We start from the raw sequence: 25462 nt of genomic DNA, 5'->3' as shown, positions 1-25462 counted from the left end.
TCTTACCGGGGGTCCCGACGCTCGGTCGCGCGGTGACGGCTGACCAGAATACCGGAAATCGTCAGGGAGGGTTGACCCGATACAATTTATTGCAATTTACTTATTACTCCCTGGATCACGCGTGGCTGGCGCGGCAGGAGTTGGAATGCGGGTGGGAGAGGCCATCGTGCCGGGGGACCGATGGCAGATAGATTGAACTGCTCAGGTCGGCGCACGGATGTTAGCCGTGCGCCGTGGACGAGTTGAATCACGACTGCATTTTCAGCATCGTGGGCCAAGGATCAGCCGTGAGCCTTGAAGCCATCTGGCAAGATCAGAAGTTCACCAGCGTTGAGGATGTTCGGATTGCGGCCGTGCCCGCTGTCCGTGGCGCTATCCTCCAGGCGTTCGTTGAGCCAGGGGTTCAAATCGTAGATCTTGGCGACGATGGCTGGATCGTTGCCCGCGACATCCCAGACGTTGTCATTCAGCTTAACGGTATAGACATTCTGGGTCGAGACCGGCGGTGCTGCCGGCAAATCGGGCGGTGCAGGCTGCGGCGGAGGTGCTTGCGGCGGCAGCGGCAGCTCGCGCGCTGCCAGCCAGTTTTTCCATCCTGCGGCGCTCGCGATATGGATCGTCGTTGTCTGTGGCCCCGCCAGCGAATAGAACGTCAGCTTGCGTTCCTGCGGGGAGTAGCCCGTGATATTGCCGTTCTGACCCAGGCGCCATTCGTGCGCGCCCTTTTCGTAGAACATGCCGGTCGCTGAATCTTCATAACGGTGCGTGTCCGGATTCAAGCGGATCGTCGGATGCTTGGCCAAGTCCATATCGGCCGGATCGGGCGGCAGGGCCAGATAGTTGTCATAGTACGGATTGGCATCGGCCACATTGCCCTTGTCATCAAGATGATCGGACAGCGATTGGGTGGCGTCCAGCATCTTACCCAGCATCTTGGGGTCAGTCTTGTTGAGGTAGTCGATGAACTTTTCCGGGTCACCGCCGGTGGTTGCGTAAGCTTTCAGGAAGCCGTCGACCTTGGCGTCGCTGCTCCACCAATCGTGCTGCGCCATGACGTCGGCATGCGCCTTGTCGAGGCCGACGCCTTCCATGAAGGTCCGATCATAGTTCTGGAAGTTCTGGATGGCCTTGTTGTGGTCCCAGGCCCAATTGCCGGCCGCGGTGGCGAGGTAGGCAATATTGACAACCCAACCGATCGGGTTATCGCCGAACACGGCGAAACGCGCCACTGTTTTCGTGGCGCCCTCCTCGACAATATTTTTGAACAGCACGCCCCTGAGTGTCGGGCTGAGCGTCTCCGCCCACTTCGCCGCGTTGCCCTTTGATCCGGTGCCGAACATATACTCGAACGCATTCAGCAGTTTGCTCGTTCCAAGGAATTTCTTGGTCGCGCTTGCCTCACCCAGCGCCGTTCGGCCAGCGGCACCGTCGACTCCGGACTCTCCAAGTGCATACTTGCCCGCAAGCCGCGAGTTGAAGCTGAACTCATGCGGCTTCAGGTCAGCCACCTTCTTGCCATCCTTCGCAGCGTAGGCAAACCTTTCGATCTTCCAGCGGGTTTCGGCGGCCGCCTTGAGCTCCGGATCGGCCATGACCTTTGCGCCGAGGGTGCGCAAGGTCATCTCGCGCACCTGCAGGCGCAGCAGCATGGCGTCGCTGCTGAGATTGACGGATTGCGTGCCCAGCTTGAACTGCTTCGTAGCGGTGTCCACCGTGCCATCCGGATTCGGGTAGGGCAGCGTTCCGTTGAGATTGGCGAATACGCCGCTGGCGTCCCACGCCGTTGCTATCGTCATCAAGCAAACCAGTTGCTTGACCAGGGGCTGGGTCGCCTCGGTCGCAAGTCGCGTCCAGCGGTCGCGCGCCGTGCCTTCCTTGACGTAGAGCCCCCAGCTGTTTTCGCCGGATTCGGCGGCATCGAAGAACTTCGTACCGAGTTTTTTGACCATCGTGTCGGCAGTAGTGAGGACTTTCCCGTCCGGGCCTTTGCCGAAAGTATGCGGTTGGATGCGTGCGGCGCCCAAACCCGCCTGCATCAGGTGGAAGCCGGCGAAACCGCCCACCAGGCCGATCAACAAGCATTTGCGCAAGGGCCCGCCGACATCGCCGACTTTCACCGTATCGAAGAGATATCCCGTCATGGCTGCTTGGAAGTAGCCTCCGACGCCCCAGATCAACGAGCCGCCAAAATAAGGCAGGTGGGCCGCGCGCGTGGCTTCAATCGCGGCGCCCGGCAAATTGACGCCGCCGTTCACCTTTCCAATGACGTAGGATTCGGCCAGGAATTCCGCCAGGTCGCCGGTCACCTGTGCGCGAAGACCGTAGGTTTGCGCCTGGGTGCCTCCGTTTTTCAGGTCATCCGAGAGCATCTTGCGGACCACCTGGGTACTCGTGCGCATCGAAGCCGAATCGCTCATCAGGAGGGTCGAGGTCACCTTCTCATCGGCCATTAGGGCCGTGCGGGTCTCATCGACCTCTTTGTAGCCGTCCATCCCGCCCAGGTCCTTGCTGTAGAAGTCAACAGCCTCGCTGGTGCGCAGCAGCTTGTATCCCATGTCGTCGATGCAGTTACGGCCGTCAATGATGTCTTGTTTGAGCCCAGGGAATTTTTCAACCATCGCCCTTTGGCCCTTGTTGAAATCGCCGTCCGTCAGCAGATCCGAGTACTTGCCTTGGACCAGTAAGGGCGCCATGCCTTTGGTTGCCTTGTTGAGCATGTCCTCGTTGTTTTTCTTCAAACCGTCGAGGCCTTCCTTGAGCGCGCGCAGAGTCGCGTCCCGCCACACCCCCTTCTGCTTTTCAAAGCGGCCCGCATCGTGGATTTTCCCGGCAGCGCCCATATCGACCTCATCCATTTTCAGGGTCGATACCTGGCGCACGGTTTCCAGCGCAAGTGTCGCGTGCCCGTCGGCCACCGCATCCTTGAAGCCCAGTTGGGCAATATCCGCCGCGGGATTTGTGGCGAGCAGGTGCGCCACGCCCTCTACCGCGGCCTTGATTTCAGGGTCGCTGTATTCTTTCTTCTCCCAATCGCTGCCGGCAGCGGCGACGTCCACCGCCGCCGACAGCGCCTTGGCTACTTTGATCCCCGCCCCGATATCGGGGATGCTCCGTTGGCCTTCCAGGCCCTTGGGCTGCCTGTTAGCGATATCGTTGACGATCTTTTCCACCGTCGGTTTCGACTGGTTGATGATCCGGGCGGCAATCTCGGGCGATACGGCCGAATGTTTGGACGGGTCGGTCACGTCGCGCAGGGCCTCGGCGCCTGCCGCGGTGCCCTTCTTGGCATACGCATCTTCGACCGCTTTGACGCCGTCCTTGACGTAGGTGTCGATGACTTTCTGCACGCCGGCGTCCGCCATCACCAGCCCCTTTATCGTCGGGTCCACGCCTTTGGGCAAGGCCTTGCCCAGCAGGTCGATTTGCGCCTCGTTGCCCAGCACGGCGCTGTCCTCGAATCGCTGCAGGATTGTGGCCGCCCCGATGACGGCCTTGAACTCAGGATCATTAGCGTAGCGTCCATTCATCTGCGTGGCCGCGTAGGCCAGCGGGTCCAGTTCACGGATCTGGACACCGGCAGGCAAGTCGGCATAGGTCGCGCTCAATTCCTTCCGGGTCGCTGCCAGGAGTTCCTTCTGCTTTGCGGCATAGTCTTCGCGCGCGCTGGCGATCTGCTCGCTCGTGACGGACTTGTCGCCGTCCTGCTGCTGTGCGGTCAGGTCATCGAGCCTGGTGCCAGCCTGGTTGACTTCATTGAGCTTGGTATTGGTAGCACGTTCGGCCGGGGTTTCGGTCAGGACGGTGTCCAGGCCTTTGTTGACCGCCGCCTGGGTCGCCGGGTCGTCATGGTAGCGGTTGGCGATATCGTGCGCTGCGTTCTGCACTGCCTCCTTGTTGTTCGGGTCGCCCTGGTAGGTCAGGCGCAATTCGGCGGCGATCGCCTGCTCGGCCTTGGCCTGGTCGCCGTTGGCGACGGTGCGCCGGGCTACGTACATTTCCCAGTCGGTCTGGTTGTCTTCCGGCAGCGTGTCGCCGAAATCGGCCTGCAGCCTGTCCGCCGCCTGCTTGGTTTCCTTGGCGGTGGCGACCGTCTTGTCGGTATACTCCTCGGCAGCCTTGACGGCCGGCGCCGGCGGCTTGACGAAGTCGATCTGCGGCTTGTCCACCAGCAGCGGCGAGGCCCGCGGGCCCTTGGTGACGTAGTCGGCATTGACCACGCTGGACGTGGCGGGCGGGGGCGGGTCCACGTGCCTGGGCGGTGGCGGCTCCAGGTCCAGCAACTGTACTGCGCGGTGGATGATGCCACCGAAGTCGATCCCGAACATGGTGTTCTCCTTGCTTGGTTGGCTACTGTTGATTCGATGCAGCTGCGCCCCTGCCGGAGCGCAGCCTGTCGCCTTAAATCTCGACGGAACTGACCGGCACGACCCTGACCGTTTGCCGCAATTCCTGGTAAGACACCACGGCGAGATCGGCCAGCTCGACCTCGGTCAGCTTCCTGAGATAGGGCCTGATCTCAAGTGAAGTCAGCAGAACTGCAGTTTTCTCCACATGTGTTTCCACCGCCTGCTTGATATTGGCGACCAGCTGGTTGCCGATTTCCGGATCGAGCATCAGCACTGCCCCTGCCGAGGTTTGGCGCAGGGCTTGCCGCAGCTGCTCTTCCACACGGGGATGCAGCACGATCGCCGGCAATGATCCGTCCTCCTGCGCGAAGCGGTGCGAAATGTACTGCGTCAGGGCGATTCTTACGTATTCCGTCAGCAGGACCGTGTCCTTCTCCCGCGGCGCCCATTCGATCAGGGCCTGGGCGATCACCCGCAGGTTGCGGATGGAAATTTCGTCGCGCACCAGGCGCTTGAGCACTTCCGCGAGGCGCGGCAAAGGCACGTTGCGCTGCAATTCCTTGTCCAGGTCGGGATACTGCTCGCCCAGGCGCTTCAGCAGGTACTGGGTTTCCTGTATCCCGATGAATTCACCGGCGTGGCGGCGCAGCACGCTCAGCAGGGCGCGGGCCAGGATCTGTTCGTTCTCCAGATACTTCAGGTTTGCCGCATCCAGCGCGTCGATCTCCTCCACCGGCACCCACAGCGCCGGATGCCCGAAAACCGGTGCGCCACCCTCCCTGTAGCGGATACGCGCCAGGTCCAATACTTGCCTGGACGCCAATGCCAGCACTTCGTCTTGCGCCAGGTAGCCGGCCAGCACGGGAATTTCATCCACATAGATCCGGTATTCCCCCTCCTCAAGGCGCGCATTCTCGCGCATGACGACGCCGGGAAAAGGGATGCCCAGGTCGACACTGAAGTAGCGCCGCGCTTCGGCCAGTTCGCTCTCGAAGTGCACCGGTGACAGGACGCTGCCGACGCCGGGGAAAGCCTGCACCACCAGCGGAATGGTCAAGCTATGCTCCGCGGCGTCGAGCAGCGTGCGCGCCCCGTCATGGCCCTCCTTCTGCATCGATGGAACTGGCGTCTGTGCTGCGTTGGCATAGCGCCGCCGCGCCGGCACCAGGAAAAAGCCCAGCGAGGCCACCGCAATGCCGAGCAGGATGAACTGGAACTTGGGAAAACCTGGCACCAACGTCAGCAGGAAAATCATCGCGCCGCCTACCAGCAGGGCCTTGGGTTGCCTGCTGATCTGGGCAGCGATTTCGTTACCGAGGTTCGGACTGCCGACCCGGCCCGGATCGGAAACGCGCGTGATGACGATGCCGGCCGCGATCGACACGAACAGCGACGGTATCTGCGACACCAGGGCGTCGCCGACCGTCAGCACCGCATAGGTCTGCAGGGCCGTGCCGGCATCCATGCCTTTGCGGAAGACGCCGATCGCCAGCCCGGCCAGGATGTTGACCGCCGCGATGATCAGGCCCGCGATGGCGTCGCCCTTGACGAACTTCATCCCGCCATCCATCGCCCCATACAACTGGCTTTCGCTCTCCAGTTTGGCGCGGCGCTGGCGCGCCTCATCCTTGTCGATGATCCCGGCCCGCAGGTCGGCATCGATACTCATCTGCTTGCCCGGCATGGCATCCAGGCTGAAGCGTGCCGCCACTTCGGCCACCCGCTCGGAACCCTTCGCCACCACGATGAACTGGACCACCGCCACGATCAGGAACACCACCGCGCCGACGATCACGTCGCCGCCCACCACCATCTGGCCAAAAGTGGCGATGATGTCGCCCGCATACGCGTTCAGCAGGATCTGCCGCGTCGAGGCGATATTGAGCGCCAGGCGGAACAAGGTGGTAAACAGCAGCAGCGATGGAAACGTGGAGAGGCCGAGTGGCGAGGAAATATACAGCGCGACCATCAGCAGCACGACGGAGAGCGTCAGGTTGACCGCGATCAGGCTGTCGAGAATGAATGGGGGCAGCGGCAGGACCATCAGCATGATGACGGCCACCACCAGCGCCACCAGCAGCAGGTCCGCATGGCGCGCCAGCACCGACCACGATCCGGGCGGTCTCAATCCATGCATAGGGTTCATTTTCATTCGTTTCCCTCGCCAAGTCGTCCATGAAAATCCCGTACCCAACGCAACACTTCGGCCACGGGCTCCAGAAATTCGTCCGGTATATGGGTATTCAACTGCACCGCAGCGTGCAGGCCGCGCGCCAGCTTGACGTTGCGCATGATGGGGATACCCTCTTCCTGCGCGATGTCGCGGATCGCCTGCGCAATATGCCCTTCTCCTTTGGCGACCACCAGCGGCAGGTCGGTCACGCCCGCTTCGTAGTACAGCGCAACGGCGATATGGGTCGGATTGACCACGACCACATTCGCCTTGCGCACGTTCTCCAGCATGTTCCCCATGCCCAATTCATGGTGCAGGCGCCGGCGCATGCCGCGCATTTCCGGACTGCCTTCCATTTCGCGCGCTTCGCGCCGCACTTCGTCCTTCGTCATTTTGTGGCGCTTCAGGTATTCCATGCGCTGGAACCAGATGTCGAATACGCTCATGGCAACGAACGCCAGCGTGACCATCCACGCCATCTGGCCGATGATCTTCCCGGCCAGCGGCAGCAGGCCGCCAACCGGGAGCCATTGCGCGCGCACCAGCGCGGGCAGGGTTGCGTGCGCCACCCACCACAGCACGGCGGCAAGCGCGATACAGATCACGGCCAGCTTGACCAGGCCGACCAGGTTACGCAGCGCAAACAGGCGCTTGGCTCCCTCGACCGGATTGAGGCGCGACAGGCGCGGCATCACCGGCTCCAGTGAGAACACGGCGCCTGCCTGGAGCCATCCCGTCAGCGCCGCCAGCGCCGCCATCAGCAGCGCGACGGCGGCGCAGATGCAGGCCGCTTCCGTCAGCAGATCGCGCGTCCATGCCAGCAAGGTCGCCGTGTCGTCTAATGCATTGAAGCTGGCGCCGGCCGTACGCGTGAGCATGGCGCCCAGCCGTTCGACCAGGCTCGTGCCGCCGAGCGCGAAAAGGACCTGGGCCAGCACGATCGAGGCCGTCGCGCCCACGTCTTTGCTGTGCCAGACGTCGCCCTGCTTCCTCGCGTCGCGCAGCTTCTTGCTGGTCGGCTGCTCGGTCCTGCTCTGGCTGGAAGACCCATTACTCATGCCAGACCCCGCGCAGCGCGTTCAGCATCGCGGGAAAATCGGCGATGGGCAGAGCGCGCAAGCTCTCCGACATGCCGGCCCCGTACAGCAACATGAGCAATGCCAGGATCAGCGCCTTCAGCGGCATCGCCAGGAAAAAGGCGTTCAGCTGCGGCGCAAAGCGCGACAGCAGGCCCAGCCCGATCTCCAGCATCAGCATCAACAGCAGGAACGGCGCCGCCACCTTCAGCGCCAGGCCCAGCATCTCGCTCAGCGCCCGCAGCCCGACTTCCACCAGGCTCGCATTGCCCATCGACAGGGCCATGCTCGGGATCGGCCACACCTGGTAACTCTCGTACAGCGTGCCGATCATCGACAGCAGGCCGCCGGTCACGAGAAACAGCATGGTGAACATCTGCATCATCAGGCCGCCGACCATCGAGTCGTCCTGCCCCGTGGTCGGGTCGACCATGGTCGCCATGCTCATGCCGGCCTGGAATTCGATGATTGTGCCGGCGGTGTACAAGGCCCAGAATCCTATGCCGGACAGGAAACCCAGCACCAGGCCGATCCCGCCTTCCTTCAGGATCACGAACACTACCTGCGGATAGGAGATCGACAGCATGGCCGGATCCTCCAGTGCAGCCGGCAGCATCAGGCTGCTCAAGGCCACGGCAAGCGCCATGCGCACCATGACGGGAACGGTCTGGCCCATGAAGATCGGCCAGACTGAAAACGCCACCAGCATGCGCGTCATCAGCAGGCTGGTCACGATCAGGATGGCTTCTCCCTGGTGCATCATGGCGCCCATCGCTAGCGCACTCCCGCAATGGCGCCGAACATCTGCTCACCAAAGAGGAACAGCTCGCCGCCCAGCCAGGACGACGTCAGGGCGATCGTGGCGATGATTGCGATCAGCTTGACACCGAACGAAATCGTCTGGTCTTGCACCTGGGTGACTGCCTGCAGGAACGCAAGCGCCAGGCCGGTAATGCTGGCCACCGCGATCACCGGCAGCGACAGCAGCAGGATCAGGAGCAGGGCCTGGTTGACGTAGGTGATGAGGACAGAAAATTCCATGGCGGCGGCCTATTGATAAGTAAGGATCAAGCCGTGTACCAGCTTTGACCAACCGTCCAGCACCACGAACAGCAGCAGCTTGAGCGGCACCGACACCACCGTGGGCGAGAACATCATCATCCCCATCGAGACCAGTATGTTGGCCACCACCAGATCGATGATGACGAAGGCAAGGTAGATCAGGAATCCGATCTTGAACGCGGCCGTCAGCTCGGTCACCGTGAATGCCGGAACCAGTACCAGCAAGTCATCGCCTTTGAGCGCCTCGGCCCGCTCCACGGGCCATATCTTGCCGGCCGAGCGGACGAAAAACTCGCGCTCGCGCGGATTGGTGTGCTTTGACAGGAACCCCCGCAGCGGTTCGCGCGCCAGGCCCAGTATGTCGAAGAAGCTGCCGGCGTTCAGCTGCTGTCCCGGCTTCACCTGCGCCTGCACGGTGTCGGTAATCTTGCTGGTGACCGGCGCCATGATGTAGAGCGACACGATGATCGCCAACCCGTTCAGGACAAGGTTGGGCGGCACCTGCTGCAAGCCAAGCGCATTGCGCACCAGGCTGGTCACCACCACAATCTTGGAATAGGAAGTCACCATCACGGCAAGGAAGGGCGCCAGCCCTAGCAAACCAAGCGTTGTGATGACGATGATCGGATCCGGCATTCCCTGTGCGAGCACGCGTCCCCCTGCAATAGCTAAGCGGATTGTTCGTTGCCGCTGCCGGCAACGCGCACGATGCGTACGCCCAGCTTGCTGCCGATGGCGATCAACTTGCCCTGCGCGATCACCGAGCCGAACACGCTCAGCGTCACCGTCGCCAGGCTGGCATCCTGCTCCAGCTCGAATGTCTGGTCGGCGTGCAGGCGTTCGATCTCGGCCAGCGGCAATACCATCTGGCCCATTTCAAACACCACCGGGACTTCGATATCGGTATGATCCTTGTGCATGGTGCTTTGCTCTCCTCGGTTGACTACCAGGCCTTGCGCGTGCGCCAGGATGCCGGAATAAGGCGCCTGCAGCGTCACGGTGCGCTGCTTGAGGCGGACCGACCAGGCGCGCTGACTGCTGTTGCCGGGGATGAAGACCAGCGTCACGCCATGACGTGAAATCGCTCCGCCCTCATCGATCCACACTACGTCGCCAGCGCCCAGGCCGCGCACCGTGGACTTGGCCAGCACGGTGCGCCCTACCCGCAGGCAGACAGCCACCGGCATGTCGCCCCTGGAAACCAGCGGCGCCAAGGCGCCTTGCGGCATGGCCTGATGCAGCCATTCCAGTGTCCGCAGTACACCCGCCGCCAGCGTGCCGCGCGATTGCGCACCGTCTTCGCGGATCACGGTGAAGCCGATCGCGCACGGCCAGGCCGCGCTGTCCGGCGCAGTCCAGTGCACCGCGCGGATGTCCACGTCATGCATGAAACCCTGCGGCAGCGCCGCAGAAAAATCCGCGGCAACGCGTTCGATGACGAGATTGCGCGTCGGCGCGGGCAAATGGGAAAATGGTTCGCCGACCAGGCGCGGGTCGATCCCGGCCAGCCCGTCGAATTTGACCAGCAAGGCCTGGCCCGCCAGCGTGCATTCGATGGCGACGGCAAACGGTGCGTGGGGCAGCACACAGCCCCACTGGATGCGCAGGCGCCGGCCAGCCACCGGCCACTCGGAAAACTGGCGCACGGCGAGCCAGGCATTCACCAGGCGGCTGACATCGGGCTCGAGCTGATCGAGAACCAGGGCTGCGGAATCGGACATCATGCATCAGCTCCGGCCGTGTCGCTGCGCTGCACCAGGTCGAGCCGCACCACCAGTCCCGTCGATTTGTTCAGTGCTTCCAGCAGGCGCGCGCTGCCGCCCCGCATCAGCCGCAGCATCGCGTCATCCGCCGCGTGCAGCCGCACGTTGAGAAAGACACCGTCGCGCGACATTTCTACCGATGAGCCGGGCAGTGAGGTGCCGAGGTCGAGCATGATGCGGCCCGTGCCCGCCCTGGGGCTGTCTGCCACGTACAGATTGGCGCTGAAATGTTGCAGGAGCGCTGCCACTTCATCGTTCTGGGCGGCATCGGCCGGGGCCGCAGTGGCCGAAGCACTGCCCTGCTGAAGCCCGGTGAAGGCCTGCTGGCCAGGCCGCTGCACGCCGGCCGCCATCAGCTCGGGGGGAATAGCGCATGGCAGGGCAGTCTGGCCGCCCTCTTCACCAGCTGCCGTCCGCAAGCGCACGGGGGCATGCGGGGCAGCGCCCGCCGGCGCGTCGGTGCTCGCGCCGGAGCAGTCCGCCCGGACCTGATGCGGCGACGTGCCGCTTGCACGCGCATTCGTCTTCTCCGCCGGCGCCGGTGCCGTGTCCGGCGAGCGCTTGCGCATCATGTTGCGAAAGGCTGCCACAGCTGCATCGGAACTGGGCCGGCCAAGCGGTACAGCGGCTGGGCCAGGCAGGAGCAGGTCCCGCTCACCGCCATCGATCCTGGAAAATTCATTCATGCCTGGCCTCCGGAGCGAGCGTCTTCCTGGCCAGGTACCAGCTCGCCGCGACTGCGTCTTCCGATCGCTGCACCTCACGCGCTTCCCGCTCCTGGCGCTGCATCTTCTTCATCTGGCCCACCATGTCGATGATGTTCGACAAGGCATGCTGCTGCTTCCTGGTCCTGATCTGGGCCGCATCGACTTCCTGCTGCGCCTCCTGCAAGCGTTCAAGGATGCTGGCCCGCTCTTGTTCGAGGTCGTTCTCGAGTGCGGCGATTTTCAGGTGCTGGTCGGCATAAGCCTTGCCTCGCTGCAGCGCCCCGCCCTGTTTTATCCATGCCTGCCATTGCCGATCCCAGGACGCCCTCTGGGCAGCCAGGACCCGCAGTGCCGCCTCCGCGCGTTCGACTTCCCGCCGGATTCCGTTGCGCAGCGCGGCCTTGCGCGCGAGTTCGGCGTGCGCGCCCTGGAGTTGCACGTCCCGTACCCTGACCAATTGTTCGTGCTGTTCCAGCATGATGGTTTCCATGTCCCCTAGGTCGCCGCTATATTGCGCATGGCCGCCAGCGTTTCCCGCAGGCCGGATGACTCCCCTGGCGCCTGCCGCAGCAATGCCTCGCACGCTGGGCGGGTACGGATCGCGCGATCCGCTATGGCGTCCGCCCCCGCTTCGTACTCGCCGATCTGCAACAACATCTCGATCGACTGGTACTTGGCGCTGAGCTCGCGCAGTGTTCCTGCCAAAGCCTGGTGTTCAGCCGACGCCACGATATTCATCACCCGGCTGCGGCTCTGCATCGTATCGATCGCCGGATAATGGTTGGCGGCGGCAAGCTTGGCGGACAGGATGATGTGGCCATCGAGCGTCGAGCGCACCTCTTCACCGATCGGATCGCCCGCCTCGTCATCATCGACCAGCACCGTGTAAAAAGCGGAGATCGCGCCCTTCTCGCTTTGCCCGGCCCGTTCGAACAGCTTTGGCAGCACGGTAAACACCGAGGGTGGAAAACCGCGCCGCGTTGGCGGCTCACCTGCCGCCAGGCCAATCTCGCGCAATGCGCGCGCATAGCGCGTGACCGAATCGACCAGCAGCAATACCGAACGGCCCTGGTCACGGAAATATTCGGCAATTGCCGTCGCCACGCAGGGAGCCTTGGCCCTTTCCCCGGCCGCCCGGTCCGAGGTCGCCACCACGAAGACGGTGCGTTCGCGGCCGCCGGCCGGCACTGCGGTACGGAAGAACTCCCCCACTTCGCGGCCGCGCTCGCCCACCAGCGCGACCACGGTGACATCGGCCGCAGTCCCATGCGAGATCATCGACAGCAGGCTGCTCTTGCCGCTGCCCGCCGGCGCAAAGATCCCCATGCGCTGCCCTTCGCCGCAAGTGAGAAAGGCGTCGATGGCACGCACCCCCGTATGCAGGGCGCTCAGGATCGGCTTGCGCCGCAGTGGATCGGGCGCCGGCGCATACACCGGATACTCCTGCACCGCGTCGATCGGCCCCAGGCCGTCGATCGGCTCGCCGAATCCATCCAGCACCCGGCCCAGCACGGCGGGCCCCACCTTTACGCCCTGCGTGCGCCCCAGATGCAGGACTTCGGTCTGGGTCGACAAACCCGCCAGTTCGCCGAAAGGCATCAGCAGCACCAGGTCGCGGAGGATGCCGACTACCTCGGCCTGCATCTGCCATGGGGTACCGGGATTGCGCAGCGCGCAGATGTCGCCGACCCGGGCGCTGACCCCGCTGGCCTTGATCAGCGTGCCCACCGCTTCCAGTACGCGGCCGCGCGTCTCGATCGCGGAAAAGCCACTGAGTGCGTCAGCCAGCGCGTCGGACAGATAGTCCATGCTTGCCATGTCGCGGCGCCCCCTCATTGACCGGCCCCGCTCGAGCGCCGCTTGCCGACGAACGCCCGGATCAGGCCCGCGCGTATAGCCGCGATCTGCGTATCGAGGCTGGCGTCGACGATGCCGAATTCGCTCTCCAGCACGCACATGCCCGGCACCCCGGCAGGATCCTGCACCACGTCGATATATTCGATCTCTGGGAACTCGGCCAGCACCGGCGAAAGCAGCGCATTGACGGTGTCGAACTGTTGCGCCGCCACGATCAGGCGCAAGGAGTTCTTGCGGCTCGAATTGGCGATCGTGCGCCGAACCAGGCCTTCCATTACGGTACGCTCGCCTATTTCGTGCAGGATCGCCTGCAACGCGTCCATCACCGTTTTGACCAGCCGTGCCTCCAGGCAGATGAACGACGATTCCATTCTTGCGGTGGCGTCGACCATCGACGCCGCATACTCGGCGCGGCCCTGTTCGATGCCGAGTTCGCGTCCCGCGCGAATCGCGGCATCACGTTGCGTTTCCGCCAGCGCGACGATCTCGGCGGCGCGCCGGTTGGCATGGGCCAGCGCCTCCTGCGCGCTGGCCAGCTGCGCGAAATCGTTCGCCTTGATGACTTTTCCATCGGCGCTGGCGAGCTTGCCGCGATCCACCAATAGCATCATTGCGCGGTCCTCCCGGGCGTTGCAAACAGCCACCCGTGATCCGGCGCCGCCTTGTGCAGAACGGCGACAAAGAGCGCAGCCAGCCTGCTGCGGTCTTGCTCCTGCAACACCGGCCGCTGGAGGCTGGCCCAGCCGCAAGGAAACCTGAGCTGCATGCGTGCCAGCGTTGCGCTTGACGCAGCGCCCAGCAGGGCGCTGGCCAGGCCCACAGCGCGCCGGGTCCAGGCTTCGTTGTCGGGAAATGCGGCGCCATGCGGATGGAAGACGTAGCCGAGTACCGGGAGCGGCACCGTCCAGCCCAGCGCGAACCGAAGGCTATCGCGCCCCAGTGTACGTTCGAGCGCCACCATGTCGGCGCCGAGAACCACATGCCTGATCTGTTCGCGCACCAGCAAGCCGGCCATCAGTCTTGCGCAGCGTTCCAGCACCGCGGCATCCAGCAGGGCGATGTTTTTCGCGCGATCGGAAAAGTCGAAATCAAAATCCTGGTCCAGCTTACATGCCTGTAACAAGGCCAGGGATAAGCGGCGCATCCAGAACGGTGAATCATCGATCCCCTCGGCAAGCGGCAGGTCCCGGCCCAGGCGCGCGATCCAGCTGGCATGCGCATAGGTCGCTGGAAAAAGATTGAAACGGAGCCGAAGATCGAAAGCGCGATCCTGTACCAGCGGTTGCCAGGCCCGGCCTGGGTTATCACTTGCAGGGCTATCGGCGGCTTCCAGCATAACGGCGCTCATGCCCGTTCCCTCTGGCGCGCTGGACGTTCCCGTACCTCGCGCTGCGTCGCGTTCCGCGCTGTCAATTTTCCTTTGAGCCAGGTGCGCAGGTGCACCGCATTCAGCAGCAGTATCAACAGAACCGCCGCCACGATCCAGGGCGTGAGCATCATGATCCAAAGTGTGGCCACGCTGGAGTTGGCGACGATGATGCCGAAAATCCGTGCGGTCGGCACCTGGTCGGAAGCGGTGCCGGTGGCGCGCGCCGGGAACAGGCTGACCGACACCTTGTCCACTGTCAGCCCTTCCACGCTGCGGATCACCAGTTCCTTCACTTCCGGGATCACCGCCTTCATATTGATGTCGGCCCGATATTTCAGGAACACAGAGGCAGAGGAAGGTTTGACCGGCGACGCCAGCGGATCGTTGGACGGCAGGACGATGTGCACACGTGCGCTCAGCACGCCGTCGATCTGCGACAGGGTCTTGGCGATCGCCTGCTCTGTGCCATAGGTAAAGCGGATGCGTTCTTCCGTGGGCGACGAAATCAGATTGTTACGCGCGAAGATGTCTCCCATCTCCGTGTAATGCTGCGGCGGTTGTCCGTTCGCATTCAGCAGGCTGATCGCCGGCGCCATCTTGGCACTGTCGACCCAGACGCCATAGCCTTTTTCGCCAGCCCGCTTCTCCGCGCTGATGCCACCTTTCAACAAGGTCAGCAGGACATCGTTGGCCTGCTGCTCGGACAGATTGCTGTACACGGCTTGCTCGCAACCGGAGAGGAACAGCAGCCCCGCCAGCAGCAATCCGTAGGCAAGGCAGCGCTTCATCCGGATCGACATATTGTTATTTTCCATGGGCGGTTTCAAGGTCAATTACGCTGGAACAGGGACTCCGTGCCCTTCTCCGTCATGCCCGCTGCCTTCGACACCACTTCAAAGGCAGCCGACGTCTTGACCATGTCATATTGGAGCTGCAGCACGTCCTTCATCGAAAGGTCGCCTTCTTTTTTCAACAGGTTTTCGATCGAAGCTTGCGCGGAGCTCCACATCGACGACATATTTTCGCTATGGCTGCGGATCGCTTGCGAAGCGGCCCCCGGTCCTTCGCCCGCCAGGGTTGGCGAATGCGGCTCTCCGAGCAATTCCTGAAAGCGGCTGATCGACGCCGGATCGGGCGCTGGCGCCCGCTCAGCGCCGGCCTGTGTCGATGCCTGCAAGGCCTGCAGCGACGATAGGGAGGTGAAGTCCATGTTTTCTCCTTGCCTGGTACTGCTGCCGTAGCCGCTAGGCCCGTATGTTGTGATGACGGAAAAATGCCAGCGACCCCGTATCGGTCTTGCGCGCCGCGCCCTCTTCTTTCAGCTTGCGCGCCTGGTCCAGCCAGCATTCGACAATATTCACTGCGCCCGGCTCCTGCCTGCTGGCAAGCACGGCGTCGAAGAGTTCCAGCGCGCCGTCCTGCCTGTCCTCCACGAGGAACGCACCAAGCATGGCCTTCACCATTTCACTGGCGGGAAAAGCCCCGACAGCATGCTTCAAGCCTGTAATGGCGTCCTGCAGACGCCCGCTGCGCGCATGGACCACCGCCAGAGCGACCGCAGGCGCTGAACTATCGGGTTTTGCCAGAGCCATACCCGAGAAAATCTGTTCGGCCTTTTCGTGAAATCCATACTCGCTTGCCAGGAAGCCGATCTCGGCAATGCGCTGTAGAACACATGGAGAGAAGATATTCAATTTTTCCAAATCAGACATTCCAATCTCCATGTACGCATATCGCGACAGCGCGCCCTGCTATTTCGCCAAGCCAGCGCTTACGAAATATTGTGCGCAGCGCCTTTGGTGCCTTCCCCAAACGCCTTGATCGTTTCGGAGACTGCGCTCTGCGCCGTACTCGCGACCTGCATCGAGAGCGCGACCTTTTGCATGCCAGTGGCGAATCCGGCCGGATCCTTCTTCGCATCCGGCAGATGCGCCAGGCCATCGAACGCAGCTTGCAATAGACCGCCTGCACCTGAAATTGCACCATCAAATCCGTTTGTCATGTCTCTCTCCATAAAAGGTTAAAAGGCTGCTGCCCCAGCATCACCCTACTTCCAGCCATCTCCGCCTCCAGCTGGGCTGAGGCGGGTGGCAATCCTGCATGGTTCCCGCCTCGCTAACGGGGATTCAAATGCATGCCGTCCCAGATGTTCTGCAAAACCTCGACCGAAACAGCCGCGCTCTCGACCAGGGCCCTGGTTGCCGCGTACTCACGCTGCTCAAGTGGGTGCCGCAAACGCTCGGCGCCGGTTGCGACGGCCTGCTCCATCAGGCGCCGGTATTCGGCGCACAGAGCGCCGCTTCTATCGGCAAGGAGACGCGTGGCAAACTCGCTGGGGGGCAACTGATCGTCTTGGTTAAGAGTCTTCATTGCAGCGCCGCCAGGGGGAAGACGTAATGCCGGTCACCTTTTTGAAACTCGACCTGGTCCAATTCGATCTTGACTATCCGGATACCGTTGAACTCATCACCTTCCGCGAATTTCTCCCCATATGCGCCGATCAACCATTTGTTTTTCTTCCAAATCAGAATCGATGAAAAGCGTTTCGACATCCGCAGCGGCGCGCCCGCCGGCTCCATCGCCGCCACGGCCAGCGCAGCAGGCGGAGCAGCTTCCGCGACCAGCGGGGCGGGAGTGGCAACGGGCTCGCCCTTCTTGACCTGCACGTTCAGCGCCTTCAAGCCCGGTACCTGCTGTGCCAGCGAGGTGAGTTTGGATGCGGCCTCGAGGGTATCGACTTCGTTGGCACAGGTGACGACACCAGCCCCGGCGTCTTTGGCGAGGCAACTGATGCCCCCCAAGCGGGCCAGGCGCGCTACCGAGGCCACGATTTCCTCGGTGGCATGGATGTCGCTGCGCGCCTTGTATTCGGAATCATGCAAGGACATGGCAAGCAAGTCGCGCTGGTAAATGGTGCTGACGTATCCCGATACCGACAGGTGGTGATCACTGTCGACCTCCAACTGCAATTGACTGCCCACCGGTGCTACCGACTTGAGCCATTCCCGCGCCTCGCGTGTACGGGCCTCGGTCATTTCCGTCCGGTCGGGTGACATCATGGCGTAGGCCAGGCTCAGGCTGGCCGCGAATCCGACCACCACCAGGACCGCGCTGCGCAGCAAACGGCTTGGACTACGCAAGTTGCCCCCCGGCGCGAAACTCCCCAACAACGATCCTGCTTTTGCGAGGCCCTTTTCCCACTCTTCGTCTGCCGGCCGCACCGCAAACGACGCGCTGCCTATTTCAATGGTCTGGTAATCGAAAATCCTGGCCGTCTCGCCCGGCTCCAACATGCTGGCGCCGATGCGCACGGAATCGTCCAGCGCGCTGCAGTGCACACCCCGGTGATCGATCGCCAGCAGGCAATGCCTTGGAGCTACATTTTCATCCAGCAAGATCGCCGTGCAAGATGCGTCCGAGCCGATCACGCAAGACAAGCCTGAGTCGAAGGTGAACTCCGCCCCTTGCTGCAAGCCCTGCACTACGCGGACTGTTCTGCTTTTGAGTGTTTCCGCCATGATGTGCACCACCTAATCGGAATTTTCTGCCACCAACAAAACGCAACGGGGGGAGCCCTCGGCAAGCCAACTGACCGTTCAGATCTGTCAATATTGGCAAGCTCGGAGCAAAATATACCGGGGATGGGAGGTGCGGCAAATCACCAAAGGATGTGATTCTTTGGTGATTTTTTGAACAACATAATTACCTGGATTGCCGTGCGGAATCTAGGGTGATGACAGAAGGTCGGGCGCGTACAAGCGGTTGCCGCAAGAATGATGTCCCGGGACGATTCCGGACTTTTTCCGTACCATCTGCATCAGCAACAAAAAAGGCCCACATCACGTTGATGCAGGCCTTTGATTTGCTACTTAATTCTGGTGGGAAGTACAAGTTTCGAACTTGTGACCCCTGCAGTGTGAATGCAGTGCTCTACCCCTGAGCTAACCTCCCAAAGTGGCGCTATTATAGACTAGAGGTACGCCAAACACAAGTTCCCTTGACTGCCTTGTCCAGGCCATCGAGCAAATCCTTGTGCGCAGCCTCTTCCGCATCGCTGGCGCGCAACACCATCACCTCGGCCAGTGCAATCTCGGCCATGGCGATACCGCCGCTGCTTTCCTCGATCACAATGTCCATGCCCAGGCTATTCTGGCCGCGCGTCATGGCGAGGTAGACGTCAGCAAGCAATTCCGCGTCCAGCAAAGCGCCGTGCAGCTTGCGGTGCGCATTGGAGATGCCGAAGTGTTCACACAGCGCATCCAGCGAATTGCGCTTACCGGGACGCATTTCCTTCGCCTGCACCAGGGTGTCGATCACGCCATTGATGTGGGAATCGAAAGTCGGCAGCTTGAGCAGGTTGAATTCGTGGTTCAGGAAGCCCAGGTCGAACGGCGCGTTATGGATGATGACTTCCGCACCCTGGATGTACTCGCGCAGCTCCTCCACCACTTCGTGGAAGCGCGGTTTATCGCGCAGGAACTCGGTGGTCAGGCCGTGCACCGCCAATGCGCCCTCTTCCGAATCGCGCTCTGGATTGATATAGCGGTGGAAGTTATTCCCGGTCAGCTTGCGCTCGAACAGTTCGACGCAGCCAATTTCAATGATTCGGTTGCCCTGTTTGGGGTTAATGCCGGTGGTTTCGGTATCGAGGACGATTTGACGCATAAATTGACGAATTTGTTCGTAGCAAGCGGCGAAGTATAACAGGCCTTATTTCTTGCGCACCGATTCCACGCCCAGGTTGGCCAGCTGGTCGGCGCGCTCGTTGCCCGGATGGCCGTTGTGGCCGCGCACCCAGCGCCAATCGACCGTGTGGACGGCCTGCGCTGCGTCGAGTGCCTGCCACAGGTCGGCGTTCTTCACGGGTTCCTTGGTGGAGGTTTTCCAGCCGCGCGCTTTCCAGCCGTGGATCCATTCGCTGATGCCCTTCTGGACGTACTGGCTGTCGGTGTGCAGCACCACCTCGCAAGGTCGCTTCAGCGCCTTCAGCGATTCGATCACTGCGGTCAGCTCCATGCGGTTATTGGTGGTATTCAGCTCGCCGCCGAACAGTTCCTTCTTGGCGTCGCCCGCGATCATCAGCGCGCCCCAGCCGCCGGTGCCAGGGTTGCCCTTGCAGGCGCCGTCGGTGTAAATCTCTACTTTATCCATCGATGCTTTCTTTGTGTTTGTTGGCGGCCGGGACGGGAACGCCCGCCTTGGCCGTTTTCTGCTTCCAGGCCGGTCCGATCAGGCGCATGCCTTTGACGCGCTTGATCGCCTGCACCATATACACCGCGCCGAAATACGGCCAGTAATTGGGGCCCGCGCGGTCCATGAAGTTGTAGCGCGCCAGCCAGCGCTCGGTGCGGCAGGCCGGCGCGTAGCAGCCTAATTGCGTCTGGCTTACGCCCATGTTCAGCAATTTTAGCCAGTCTTTGATGCGCGGCATGGAGATGAATTCGCCCGCCTTCGGCAGGTAGTGCGATCCGGTCAGGCGCCCGCGCACCTGGCGCAAGCCCCACAGGCTCACCGGGTTGAAGCCGCATACGATGACCTGGCCTTCAGGAATCAGCACACGTTCGACTTCGCGCAGCACCTGGTGCGGTTCGGCGGAGAATTCCAGGACATGCGGCAGCACCACCAGGTCCATACTATTGGTAGCAAACGGCAGTTCCTCGCTATCGAGCGTGACCGCGACTGCGCGGCCGGTGCCCGATTGGCGCGGATGCAGGCGGATGTCGGCCAGCCACTGGTGCGGCATGCGGTTGGCCGCCAGCGCGTCGATTTGCGGCATGCCGATCTGTACGGCGTTGAAACCGAAGATATTGGCCACCATCTTGTCCAGGCATGCCTGCTCCCAGGCGCGCACGTATGCACCCGGCGGTGTTTCCAGCCATTTGTCGAACGCTATAATGGATTCGTCGGATGTTGCGCTATCCATGCATTCCCTTTATTGAGCCCATGAGCAAACCTGTTTCCGTTCTCACTGTTCCAGCCTTCAAGGATAACTACCTTTGGCTGATCCACGACGGCCGCAATGCGGCAGCCGTCGATCCCGGCGACGCGGCGCCTATCCTTGCCGCCCTGCACCAGCACGGCCTGACACTTACCGCCATTCTACTCACCCATCACCATGCTGACCATATTGGCGGCGTGCCGGGGCTTTTGGCGCAATTCCAGGTCCCTGTTTTCGGCCCGCGCCATGATGGTATCGCGGCCGTCACCGTACCGCTGGGCGAAGGCGACCGGGTCTCAGTTCCCGGCCTCGGCCTGTCGTTGCGCGTGCTCGACGTGCCGGGGCATACGCGGGGCCATATCGCCTATGTGCGCGATGGCGCCGAGCCCTGGGTATTCTGCGGCGACACCATGTTTGCCGGAGGTTGCGGGCGCCTGTTCGAGGGCACTCCGGCGCAGATGACGGAATCGCTAGGCAAGCTGGCGTCTCTGCCAGAGGCTACCAAGGTGTTTTGCGCCCATGAATATACGCTGTCCAACCTGCGCTTCGCCAGCGCGGTGGAACCGGGGAATGCGGCCCTGCGCGCACGCGTGGCGGCCGACTCCGCGACCCGCGAACGGGGCCAGCCAACCGTCCCTAGCACCATTGGGCTGGAACGCGCCACGAATCCTTTCCTGCGTTACCGTGAACCTGAAATCGCTTCCACGCTGCGCGAGGCGGGCAGATTGACTGGCGGCGAACCGCCGGTGGCCGTCTTTGCCGCGCTCAGGGAGTGGAAGAACAACTTCTGACTTAGGGAGATTTATGCAGACCGTCCGCATGTACGTTGATCCCATCAGCCCATTCGTGTGGCTGGCGACCAAGCAGATTGCCCGCATCGAGGCGGCGGGCGTCAAGGTTGAAATGGTTCCTGTCTTGTTTGCCGCGATGCTGAACAAGCATGGTTTGGTGGGGCCGGCGGAAGTCCCGGCCAAGCGCGTGCTGACTTTCCGCGATGTGATGCGGCAGGCGGCGGCCCAGGGGCTGGAGTTTGTCGGGCCGCCGGGGCATCCGTTCAATCCTTTGCTGATGTTGCGCATGGCGACGGCAATTGTTGGCCGTGAAGCGCGGATTGCATTTGTTTCGGCGGTGATGGCGGCTACTTGGGAATTGGGGCTGGATGCGCAGGATTTTGCCGTGCTTTCTCGCGTGGCGCGCGATTGCGGGCTTGATGGGGAGGCGCTGGTGGCTGCTGCGGGTACGCCGGAGGTCAAGGCGGAACTGGCGCGGGCGACTGAGCAGGCCATTGCCGAGGGGGTGTTTGGGGTGCCCAGCTTTGTTTATGAGGGCGAGCTGTTCTGGGGGGCTGACCGGGTGGACAGTCTGTTGCGCAGGATTGGCGGGCTGCGGATTGATGAGGCGCGCTTGCGGGCGTTTCTTGAGCGGCCGGCGTTGGCTACGCGCCGCTAACCCGGTAACCCTGGGTCTGACCCAAGGGTCAGACCCCGAATGATCTTGCGGCCAACGGGGTTGGTTCTGGGCCTTTGACTTTCGTCGAAGTTCAAAGGCACAACCAACACCATCGGCTGTGGCGCCGGCAGGGTCTGACCCTTGAGTCAGACCCCGGTTTACCGGGTTTAGATTTCTTCGTACAGCGGCAGGGTCAGGAATTCCTCAAACGCCTCCGAAGTCGACATCTTTTCAAAGATCACCGCAGCGCGATCGTAGGCCGGAGTAGAACCGTCCGGAGCTGCAGCCTTCACCTTCGGCAGTTCCTCAGGAATCATCGCACGCACCATATCGGCAGTCACCTTGCGGCCATCTTCCAGCACGCCCTTGGAAGAACGAATCCACTGCCACACCTGCGAGCGCGAGATCTCCGCAGTGGCAGCATCTTCCATCAGATTATGGATCGGCACGCAGCCGTTGCCGTTCAACCAGCTGCCCAGATAGTGGATACCCACGTTGATGTTGTAGCGCAGGCCGGCTTCGGTAATGGGCGCCTCAGGCTTGAAGTCCAGCAGTTCGGCCGAAGTCACTTCCACGTCCGGACGCTGTTTGGAAATCTGGTTCGGCGCATCGCCCAGCACCTTCTTGAATTCGCCCATGGCCAGGTCGACCAGGCCCGGGTGCGCCACCCAGCCGCCATCGTAGCCATCGGTCGCATCGCGCGCCTTGTCGTTGCGCACGCCGCCCATCGCGATCTCGTTCTTTTCCGGGTCGTTCTTGATCGGGATCAGTGCAGCCATGCCGCCGATCGCCGGCGCGTTGCGCTTGTGGCAGGTCTTCAGCAGCAGCAGCGCGTAGGCGCGCATGAACGGCGAAGTCATGGTCACCTTGGCGCGGTCGGCCAGGCAGAAATCCTTATCCAGCTTGAACTTCTTGATGCAGCTGAAGATGTAGTCCCAGCGGCCGGCATTCAGGCCCGAGCTGTGCTCGCGCAGTTCATACAGGATTTCATCCATCTCGAACGCCGCCAGGATGGTTTCGATCAGCACGGTGGCCTTGATGGTGCCTTGCGGGATACCCAGTTCATTCTGGGTCATCACGAAGATGTCGTTCCACAGGCGCGCTTCCAGGTGCGATTCCATCTTCGGCAGGTAGAAGTATGGGCCGGCGCCACGCGCCAGCTGCTCTTTCGCGTTGTGGACCATGAACAGGGCGAAGTCGAAAATGCCGCCCGAAACACGCTTGCCGTCGACGGTCACGTGCTTTTCATCCAGGTGCCAGCCGCGGGGACGCACCACCAGGGTGGCGGTCTTTTCGTTCAGCTTGTAGGACTTGCCGTTCTGCTCCAGGGCGATGGTCTTGCGCACCGCGTCCTGCATATTGATCTGGCCCGAGATCTGGTTATCCCAATTCGGGGTGTTGGAATCCTCGAAGTCGGTCATGTAGGAGTCGGCGCCGGAGTTCAACGCATTGATGACCATTTTGCGCTCTACCGGACCGGTGATCTCCACGCGGCGGCATTCCAGCGCTTTCGGGATCGGGGCGATCTTCCAGTCGCCGTTGCGGATATGCGCAGTTTCGGCCAGGAAGTCAGGGCGTTCGCCGGCGTCCAGGCGCTTGGCGCGTTCGACGCGCTTGGCCAGCAATTCCTGGCGGCGCGGTTCGAATTCGCGGCTCAGCTTGGCCACCAGGGCCAGCGCTTCCGGGGTCAGCACGCGCTCGAAACCTGGCTTGATTTCACCTGTGATTTGCATACCTGCTGGCAGAGTGATGCTCATGGTCTTTCTCCGTTATAGATGGTTAGTGTTGTGATTCGATGTTTTCCAGTATATTGACTAAAAACATAGAGAAACAAGACTAAAAAGCACTTCATCTGTGCGTTTTAGTCATAAGTGAGGACGCATGGGTCAATTCAGGCAAATTTCCACCTTTGTAGAAGTGGTCAACCGCGGCAGCCTGTCGGCAGCGGCCCGCGCAGAAGGCATTGCACCGGCCGTCATAGGACGCCGGCTTGACGCGCTGGAGCAACGGCTCGGCGTCAAACTGCTCCAGCGTACCACGCGCAAGCTGGCGCTGACGGACGAAGGCGCCGCCTTCCTTGAGGATTGCCAACGCATCCTCAGCGAGCTGGAAAGCGCCGAAGCGGCAGTCGCCGAGCGTAGCGCGCGCGCCACGGGTCACCTGATGATTTCCGCACCGGCCGGTTTCGGACGGCTGCACGTGGCGCCGCTCGTCCCCTCCTTTTTAGCGGAGCACCGTGACGTGTCGGTGACATTGAACCTGAGTGACCGCATGGTGGATTTGATTGGCGAAGGCGTGGACGTCGCGATCCGGATTGCGCAGATGTCCGACTCCAATCTGGTGAGCGTCAAGCTGGCTGACAATCATCGGGTGGTGGTTGGCACGCCGGCCTACCTGAAGCGGCACGGGATCCCAAAATCGCTGGACGACCTGTCGAAGCACAACTGCATGACCATCAGCAGTGAAGGCAGCCAGCGCGGCTGGACTTTCCGCGATGGCGATAAGAATGTCACTTTGAAAATTGCAGGGAATATGAGCTGCAATGACGGTGCCGTATTGCACGATTGGGTATTGGCCGGCAAAGGCCTGGCCTGGCGCTCGATGTGGGAAGTGGGGTCGGATATTGAAGCAGGCCGATTAAAGCCCGTGCTCAACGAATATTCCGCGCCCGGCAACGATATTTACGCCGTCTTTGCGCAGCGCCGCCACCTGCCCCTGCGCATCCGCGCCTTCGTCGACTTCCTGCGCCACACCTACGCCCAGCCCGGCTACTGGCGCAAAGGCTGAGCCCGTGTCCCACCCTGGGGTCACACCCGAATCGGGACACAGCCTCAGCCGCGCTGGCACTCGAGCTCGTGTCTCGTTTCGGGTGTGACCCCAAGGTGGGACACGGGCTGAAGCGTAGGGGCGAAAAAAAATCCTCCGATTTGGAGGATTTTTTGCAGTTTGGATCCGACTCTATTACAGAGGCTGGATGTTCGACGCCTGCTTGCCTTTTGGGCCGGAGGTCACGTCGAAGGAGACGCGTTGGTTTTCCTGCAGCGACTTGAAGCCGGTGCTTTGGATAGCCGAGAAGTGAGCAAACAGATCTTCGCCGCCTTCATCAGGGGTAATGAAGCCAAAACCCTTTGCGTCGTTGAACCATTTTACGATACCAGTTGCCATTACAATTCCTATTACAGTTAAGTGAGCTTTACGCCCGTGATACCGTTTAAATCCAGTCGCCTGAATCAAAACGATCCCGCATTATACCGAAATACCTGTTAAAAACACGTCGCGATGAAAATTAATTCACGATTTGCCCAAACAGGTTCCGCACATGTGTAGGTAACTATAGACAAGATTTATCAATCTTGTTTGATAAATATCAATCGTGCGCGGCAAACTTTTCAGCGCGAAAATCCTTGTCGGCCCAATGCAACAGTGCTTGCACGGCAGTGTCGATACCTTCCCATGGGGCGCCGGCCTCCATGACGCCGCGTACCATTTGCTCGATGCGGCGCGCTTCCGCGCCCAGGGCGTGGAAGCCAAATGACCCGGCGGATCCGGCCACACCGTGCAAGGCGTGGTGCAATTGGTCGATATGGCTAGCGCTCAAGGCGCCCCGGCACAGCACCAGGGCATCCCGAATCGCTGACATGCGTTCCGGAACGCTGGCGGCATATTTGTCGCGCAGGGCTTGCAGCCGGTCCTGGAATGCTGGGTCCGACGGCGTCGCCATG

The 25462-nt window shown here is 61.8% G+C and carries 27 protein-coding genes and 1 tRNA gene; 3 read left to right on the top strand and 25 right to left on the bottom strand.

The window, feature by feature from the left end; genetic code table 11:
- Positions 1-281: 281 nt before the first annotated feature.
- The 22 genes from GM658_RS18680 to GM658_RS18575 all read right to left on the bottom strand — a co-directional run bounded on the left by GM658_RS18680 (position 282) and on the right by GM658_RS18575 (position 20276).
- Positions 282-4325: a hypothetical protein gene (locus GM658_RS18680; RefSeq protein WP_155455568.1), complete on the bottom strand. Its 4044-nt coding sequence runs from the start codon at positions 4323-4325 to the stop codon at positions 282-284.
- Between the two features lie 73 nt (positions 4326-4398).
- Positions 4399-6483, bottom strand: a complete 2085-nt coding sequence (sctV, locus tag GM658_RS18675) for a type III secretion system export apparatus subunit SctV (protein WP_170298871.1) — start codon at positions 6481-6483, stop codon at positions 4399-4401.
- Between the two features lie 11 nt (positions 6484-6494).
- A complete protein-coding gene (locus GM658_RS18670; RefSeq protein ID WP_155455566.1) occupies positions 6495-7577 on the bottom strand; it encodes an EscU/YscU/HrcU family type III secretion system export apparatus switch protein in 1083 nt (360 codons plus the stop codon).
- Positions 7570-8358, bottom strand: a complete 789-nt coding sequence (gene sctT, locus GM658_RS18665; RefSeq protein ID WP_170298870.1) for a type III secretion system export apparatus subunit SctT — start codon at positions 8356-8358, stop codon at positions 7570-7572. Before sctT ends, GM658_RS18670 begins: the two co-directional genes overlap by 8 nt.
- An 11-nt stretch (positions 8359-8369) precedes the next feature.
- Positions 8370-8636 (bottom strand): type III secretion system export apparatus subunit SctS, encoded by a 267-nt coding sequence (gene sctS, locus GM658_RS18660; RefSeq protein ID WP_155455564.1) that lies wholly within the window; start codon positions 8634-8636, stop codon positions 8370-8372.
- Positions 8637-8645: 9 nt separating this feature from the next.
- Positions 8646-9293, bottom strand: a complete 648-nt coding sequence (gene sctR / locus GM658_RS18655) for a type III secretion system export apparatus subunit SctR (RefSeq protein WP_155455644.1) — start codon at positions 9291-9293, stop codon at positions 8646-8648.
- A 32-nt stretch (positions 9294-9325) separates the two neighbouring features.
- On the bottom strand, positions 9326-10381 hold the full coding sequence (locus tag GM658_RS18650; RefSeq protein ID WP_155455563.1) for a FliM/FliN family flagellar motor switch protein: 1056 nt from the start codon (positions 10379-10381) through the stop codon (positions 9326-9328).
- Positions 10378-10845, bottom strand: a complete 468-nt coding sequence (locus tag GM658_RS18645) for a hypothetical protein (protein WP_155455562.1) — start codon at positions 10843-10845, stop codon at positions 10378-10380. Before GM658_RS18645 ends, GM658_RS18650 begins: the two co-directional genes overlap by 4 nt.
- A gap of 253 nt (positions 10846-11098) precedes the next feature.
- The gene (locus tag GM658_RS18640) at positions 11099-11617 is read right to left on the bottom strand and encodes a hypothetical protein (protein WP_170298869.1); all 519 of its coding nucleotides are present in this window, start codon (positions 11615-11617) and stop codon (positions 11099-11101) included.
- A 5-nt stretch (positions 11618-11622) separates the two neighbouring features.
- Positions 11623-12945, bottom strand: a complete 1323-nt coding sequence (locus GM658_RS18635) for a FliI/YscN family ATPase (protein ID WP_155455560.1) — start codon at positions 12943-12945, stop codon at positions 11623-11625.
- A 14-nt stretch (positions 12946-12959) separates the two neighbouring features.
- The gene (gene sctL, locus GM658_RS18630) at positions 12960-13595 is read right to left on the bottom strand and encodes a type III secretion system stator protein SctL (RefSeq protein ID WP_155455559.1); all 636 of its coding nucleotides are present in this window, start codon (positions 13593-13595) and stop codon (positions 12960-12962) included.
- Entirely contained in the window at positions 13592-14332 is a 741-nt protein-coding gene (locus tag GM658_RS18625; RefSeq protein WP_155455558.1) for a SctK family type III secretion system sorting platform protein, read from the bottom strand. Before GM658_RS18625 ends, sctL begins: the two co-directional genes overlap by 4 nt.
- Complete coding sequence (gene sctJ / locus GM658_RS18620; RefSeq protein ID WP_155455557.1) at positions 14329-15168, bottom strand: type III secretion system inner membrane ring lipoprotein SctJ; 840 nt, start codon at positions 15166-15168, stop codon at positions 14329-14331. Before sctJ ends, GM658_RS18625 begins: the two co-directional genes overlap by 4 nt.
- A gap of 14 nt (positions 15169-15182) precedes the next feature.
- Positions 15183-15563, bottom strand: coding sequence for a hypothetical protein (locus GM658_RS18615; RefSeq protein WP_155455556.1), 381 nt, complete (start codon positions 15561-15563; stop codon positions 15183-15185).
- A gap of 34 nt (positions 15564-15597) precedes the next feature.
- Entirely contained in the window at positions 15598-16065 is a 468-nt protein-coding gene (locus GM658_RS18610) for a tetratricopeptide repeat protein (RefSeq protein WP_155455555.1), read from the bottom strand.
- 59 nt (positions 16066-16124) lie between these two features.
- Positions 16125-16355, bottom strand: coding sequence for a hypothetical protein (locus tag GM658_RS18605; protein WP_155455554.1), 231 nt, complete (start codon positions 16353-16355; stop codon positions 16125-16127).
- A 113-nt stretch (positions 16356-16468) separates the two neighbouring features.
- Entirely contained in the window at positions 16469-16723 is a 255-nt protein-coding gene (locus GM658_RS18600; protein ID WP_155455553.1) for a hypothetical protein, read from the bottom strand.
- Entirely contained in the window at positions 16720-17871 is a 1152-nt protein-coding gene (locus GM658_RS18595) for an FHA domain-containing protein (protein ID WP_155455552.1), read from the bottom strand. The genes GM658_RS18600 and GM658_RS18595 overlap by 4 nt, the downstream gene beginning before the upstream one ends.
- A 358-nt stretch (positions 17872-18229) precedes the next feature.
- Positions 18230-18304 (bottom strand) — tRNA-Val (locus GM658_RS18590).
- 12 nt (positions 18305-18316) lie between these two features.
- Entirely contained in the window at positions 18317-19018 is a 702-nt protein-coding gene (gene dnaQ / locus GM658_RS18585) for a DNA polymerase III subunit epsilon (RefSeq protein WP_155455551.1), read from the bottom strand.
- 45 nt (positions 19019-19063) lie between these two features.
- Positions 19064-19504: a ribonuclease HI gene (gene rnhA, locus GM658_RS18580; protein ID WP_155455550.1), complete on the bottom strand. Its 441-nt coding sequence runs from the start codon at positions 19502-19504 to the stop codon at positions 19064-19066.
- On the bottom strand, positions 19497-20276 hold the full coding sequence (locus tag GM658_RS18575) for a class I SAM-dependent methyltransferase (protein WP_155455549.1): 780 nt from the start codon (positions 20274-20276) through the stop codon (positions 19497-19499). Before GM658_RS18575 ends, rnhA begins: the two co-directional genes overlap by 8 nt.
- A gap of 20 nt (positions 20277-20296) precedes the next feature.
- On the opposite strand from GM658_RS18575, the gene gloB reads away from it, so the two are divergent.
- Positions 20297-21082, top strand: coding sequence for a hydroxyacylglutathione hydrolase (gene gloB, locus GM658_RS18570; protein ID WP_155455548.1), 786 nt, complete (start codon positions 20297-20299; stop codon positions 21080-21082).
- A gap of 13 nt (positions 21083-21095) precedes the next feature.
- A complete protein-coding gene (locus GM658_RS18565; protein ID WP_155455547.1) occupies positions 21096-21740 on the top strand; it encodes a 2-hydroxychromene-2-carboxylate isomerase in 645 nt (214 codons plus the stop codon).
- Positions 21741-21907: 167 nt separating this feature from the next.
- Here the strand turns inward: GM658_RS18565 and aceB are convergent, their stop codons facing one another.
- A complete protein-coding gene (gene aceB / locus GM658_RS18560; protein WP_155455546.1) occupies positions 21908-23497 on the bottom strand; it encodes a malate synthase A in 1590 nt (529 codons plus the stop codon).
- 124 nt (positions 23498-23621) lie between these two features.
- Here aceB and GM658_RS18555 point away from each other — a divergent pair, with 124 nt between their 5' ends.
- Positions 23622-24527 carry a LysR family transcriptional regulator gene (locus GM658_RS18555; RefSeq protein WP_155455545.1) on the top strand — a complete coding sequence of 302 codons (906 nt, stop codon included), beginning with the start codon at positions 23622-23624 and terminating at the stop codon, positions 24525-24527.
- Between the two features lie 174 nt (positions 24528-24701).
- Here the strand turns inward: GM658_RS18555 and GM658_RS18550 are convergent, their stop codons facing one another.
- Positions 24702-24905 (bottom strand): cold-shock protein, encoded by a 204-nt coding sequence (locus tag GM658_RS18550; RefSeq protein ID WP_130314543.1) that lies wholly within the window; start codon positions 24903-24905, stop codon positions 24702-24704.
- A 202-nt stretch (positions 24906-25107) separates the two neighbouring features.
- Positions 25108-25461, bottom strand: a complete 354-nt coding sequence (locus GM658_RS18545) for an Hpt domain-containing protein (RefSeq protein ID WP_155455544.1) — start codon at positions 25459-25461, stop codon at positions 25108-25110.
- Between the last annotated feature and the right edge of the window lies 1 nt (position 25462).

The organism is Massilia eburnea (assembly GCF_009720745.1).
In the GTDB taxonomy this organism is placed as follows: Bacteria; Pseudomonadota; Gammaproteobacteria; order Burkholderiales; family Burkholderiaceae_D; genus Rugamonas; species Rugamonas eburnea.
The sequence above is the reverse complement of the archived record's forward strand: the minus strand, read 5'-3'. Positions and strand labels throughout refer to the sequence as shown.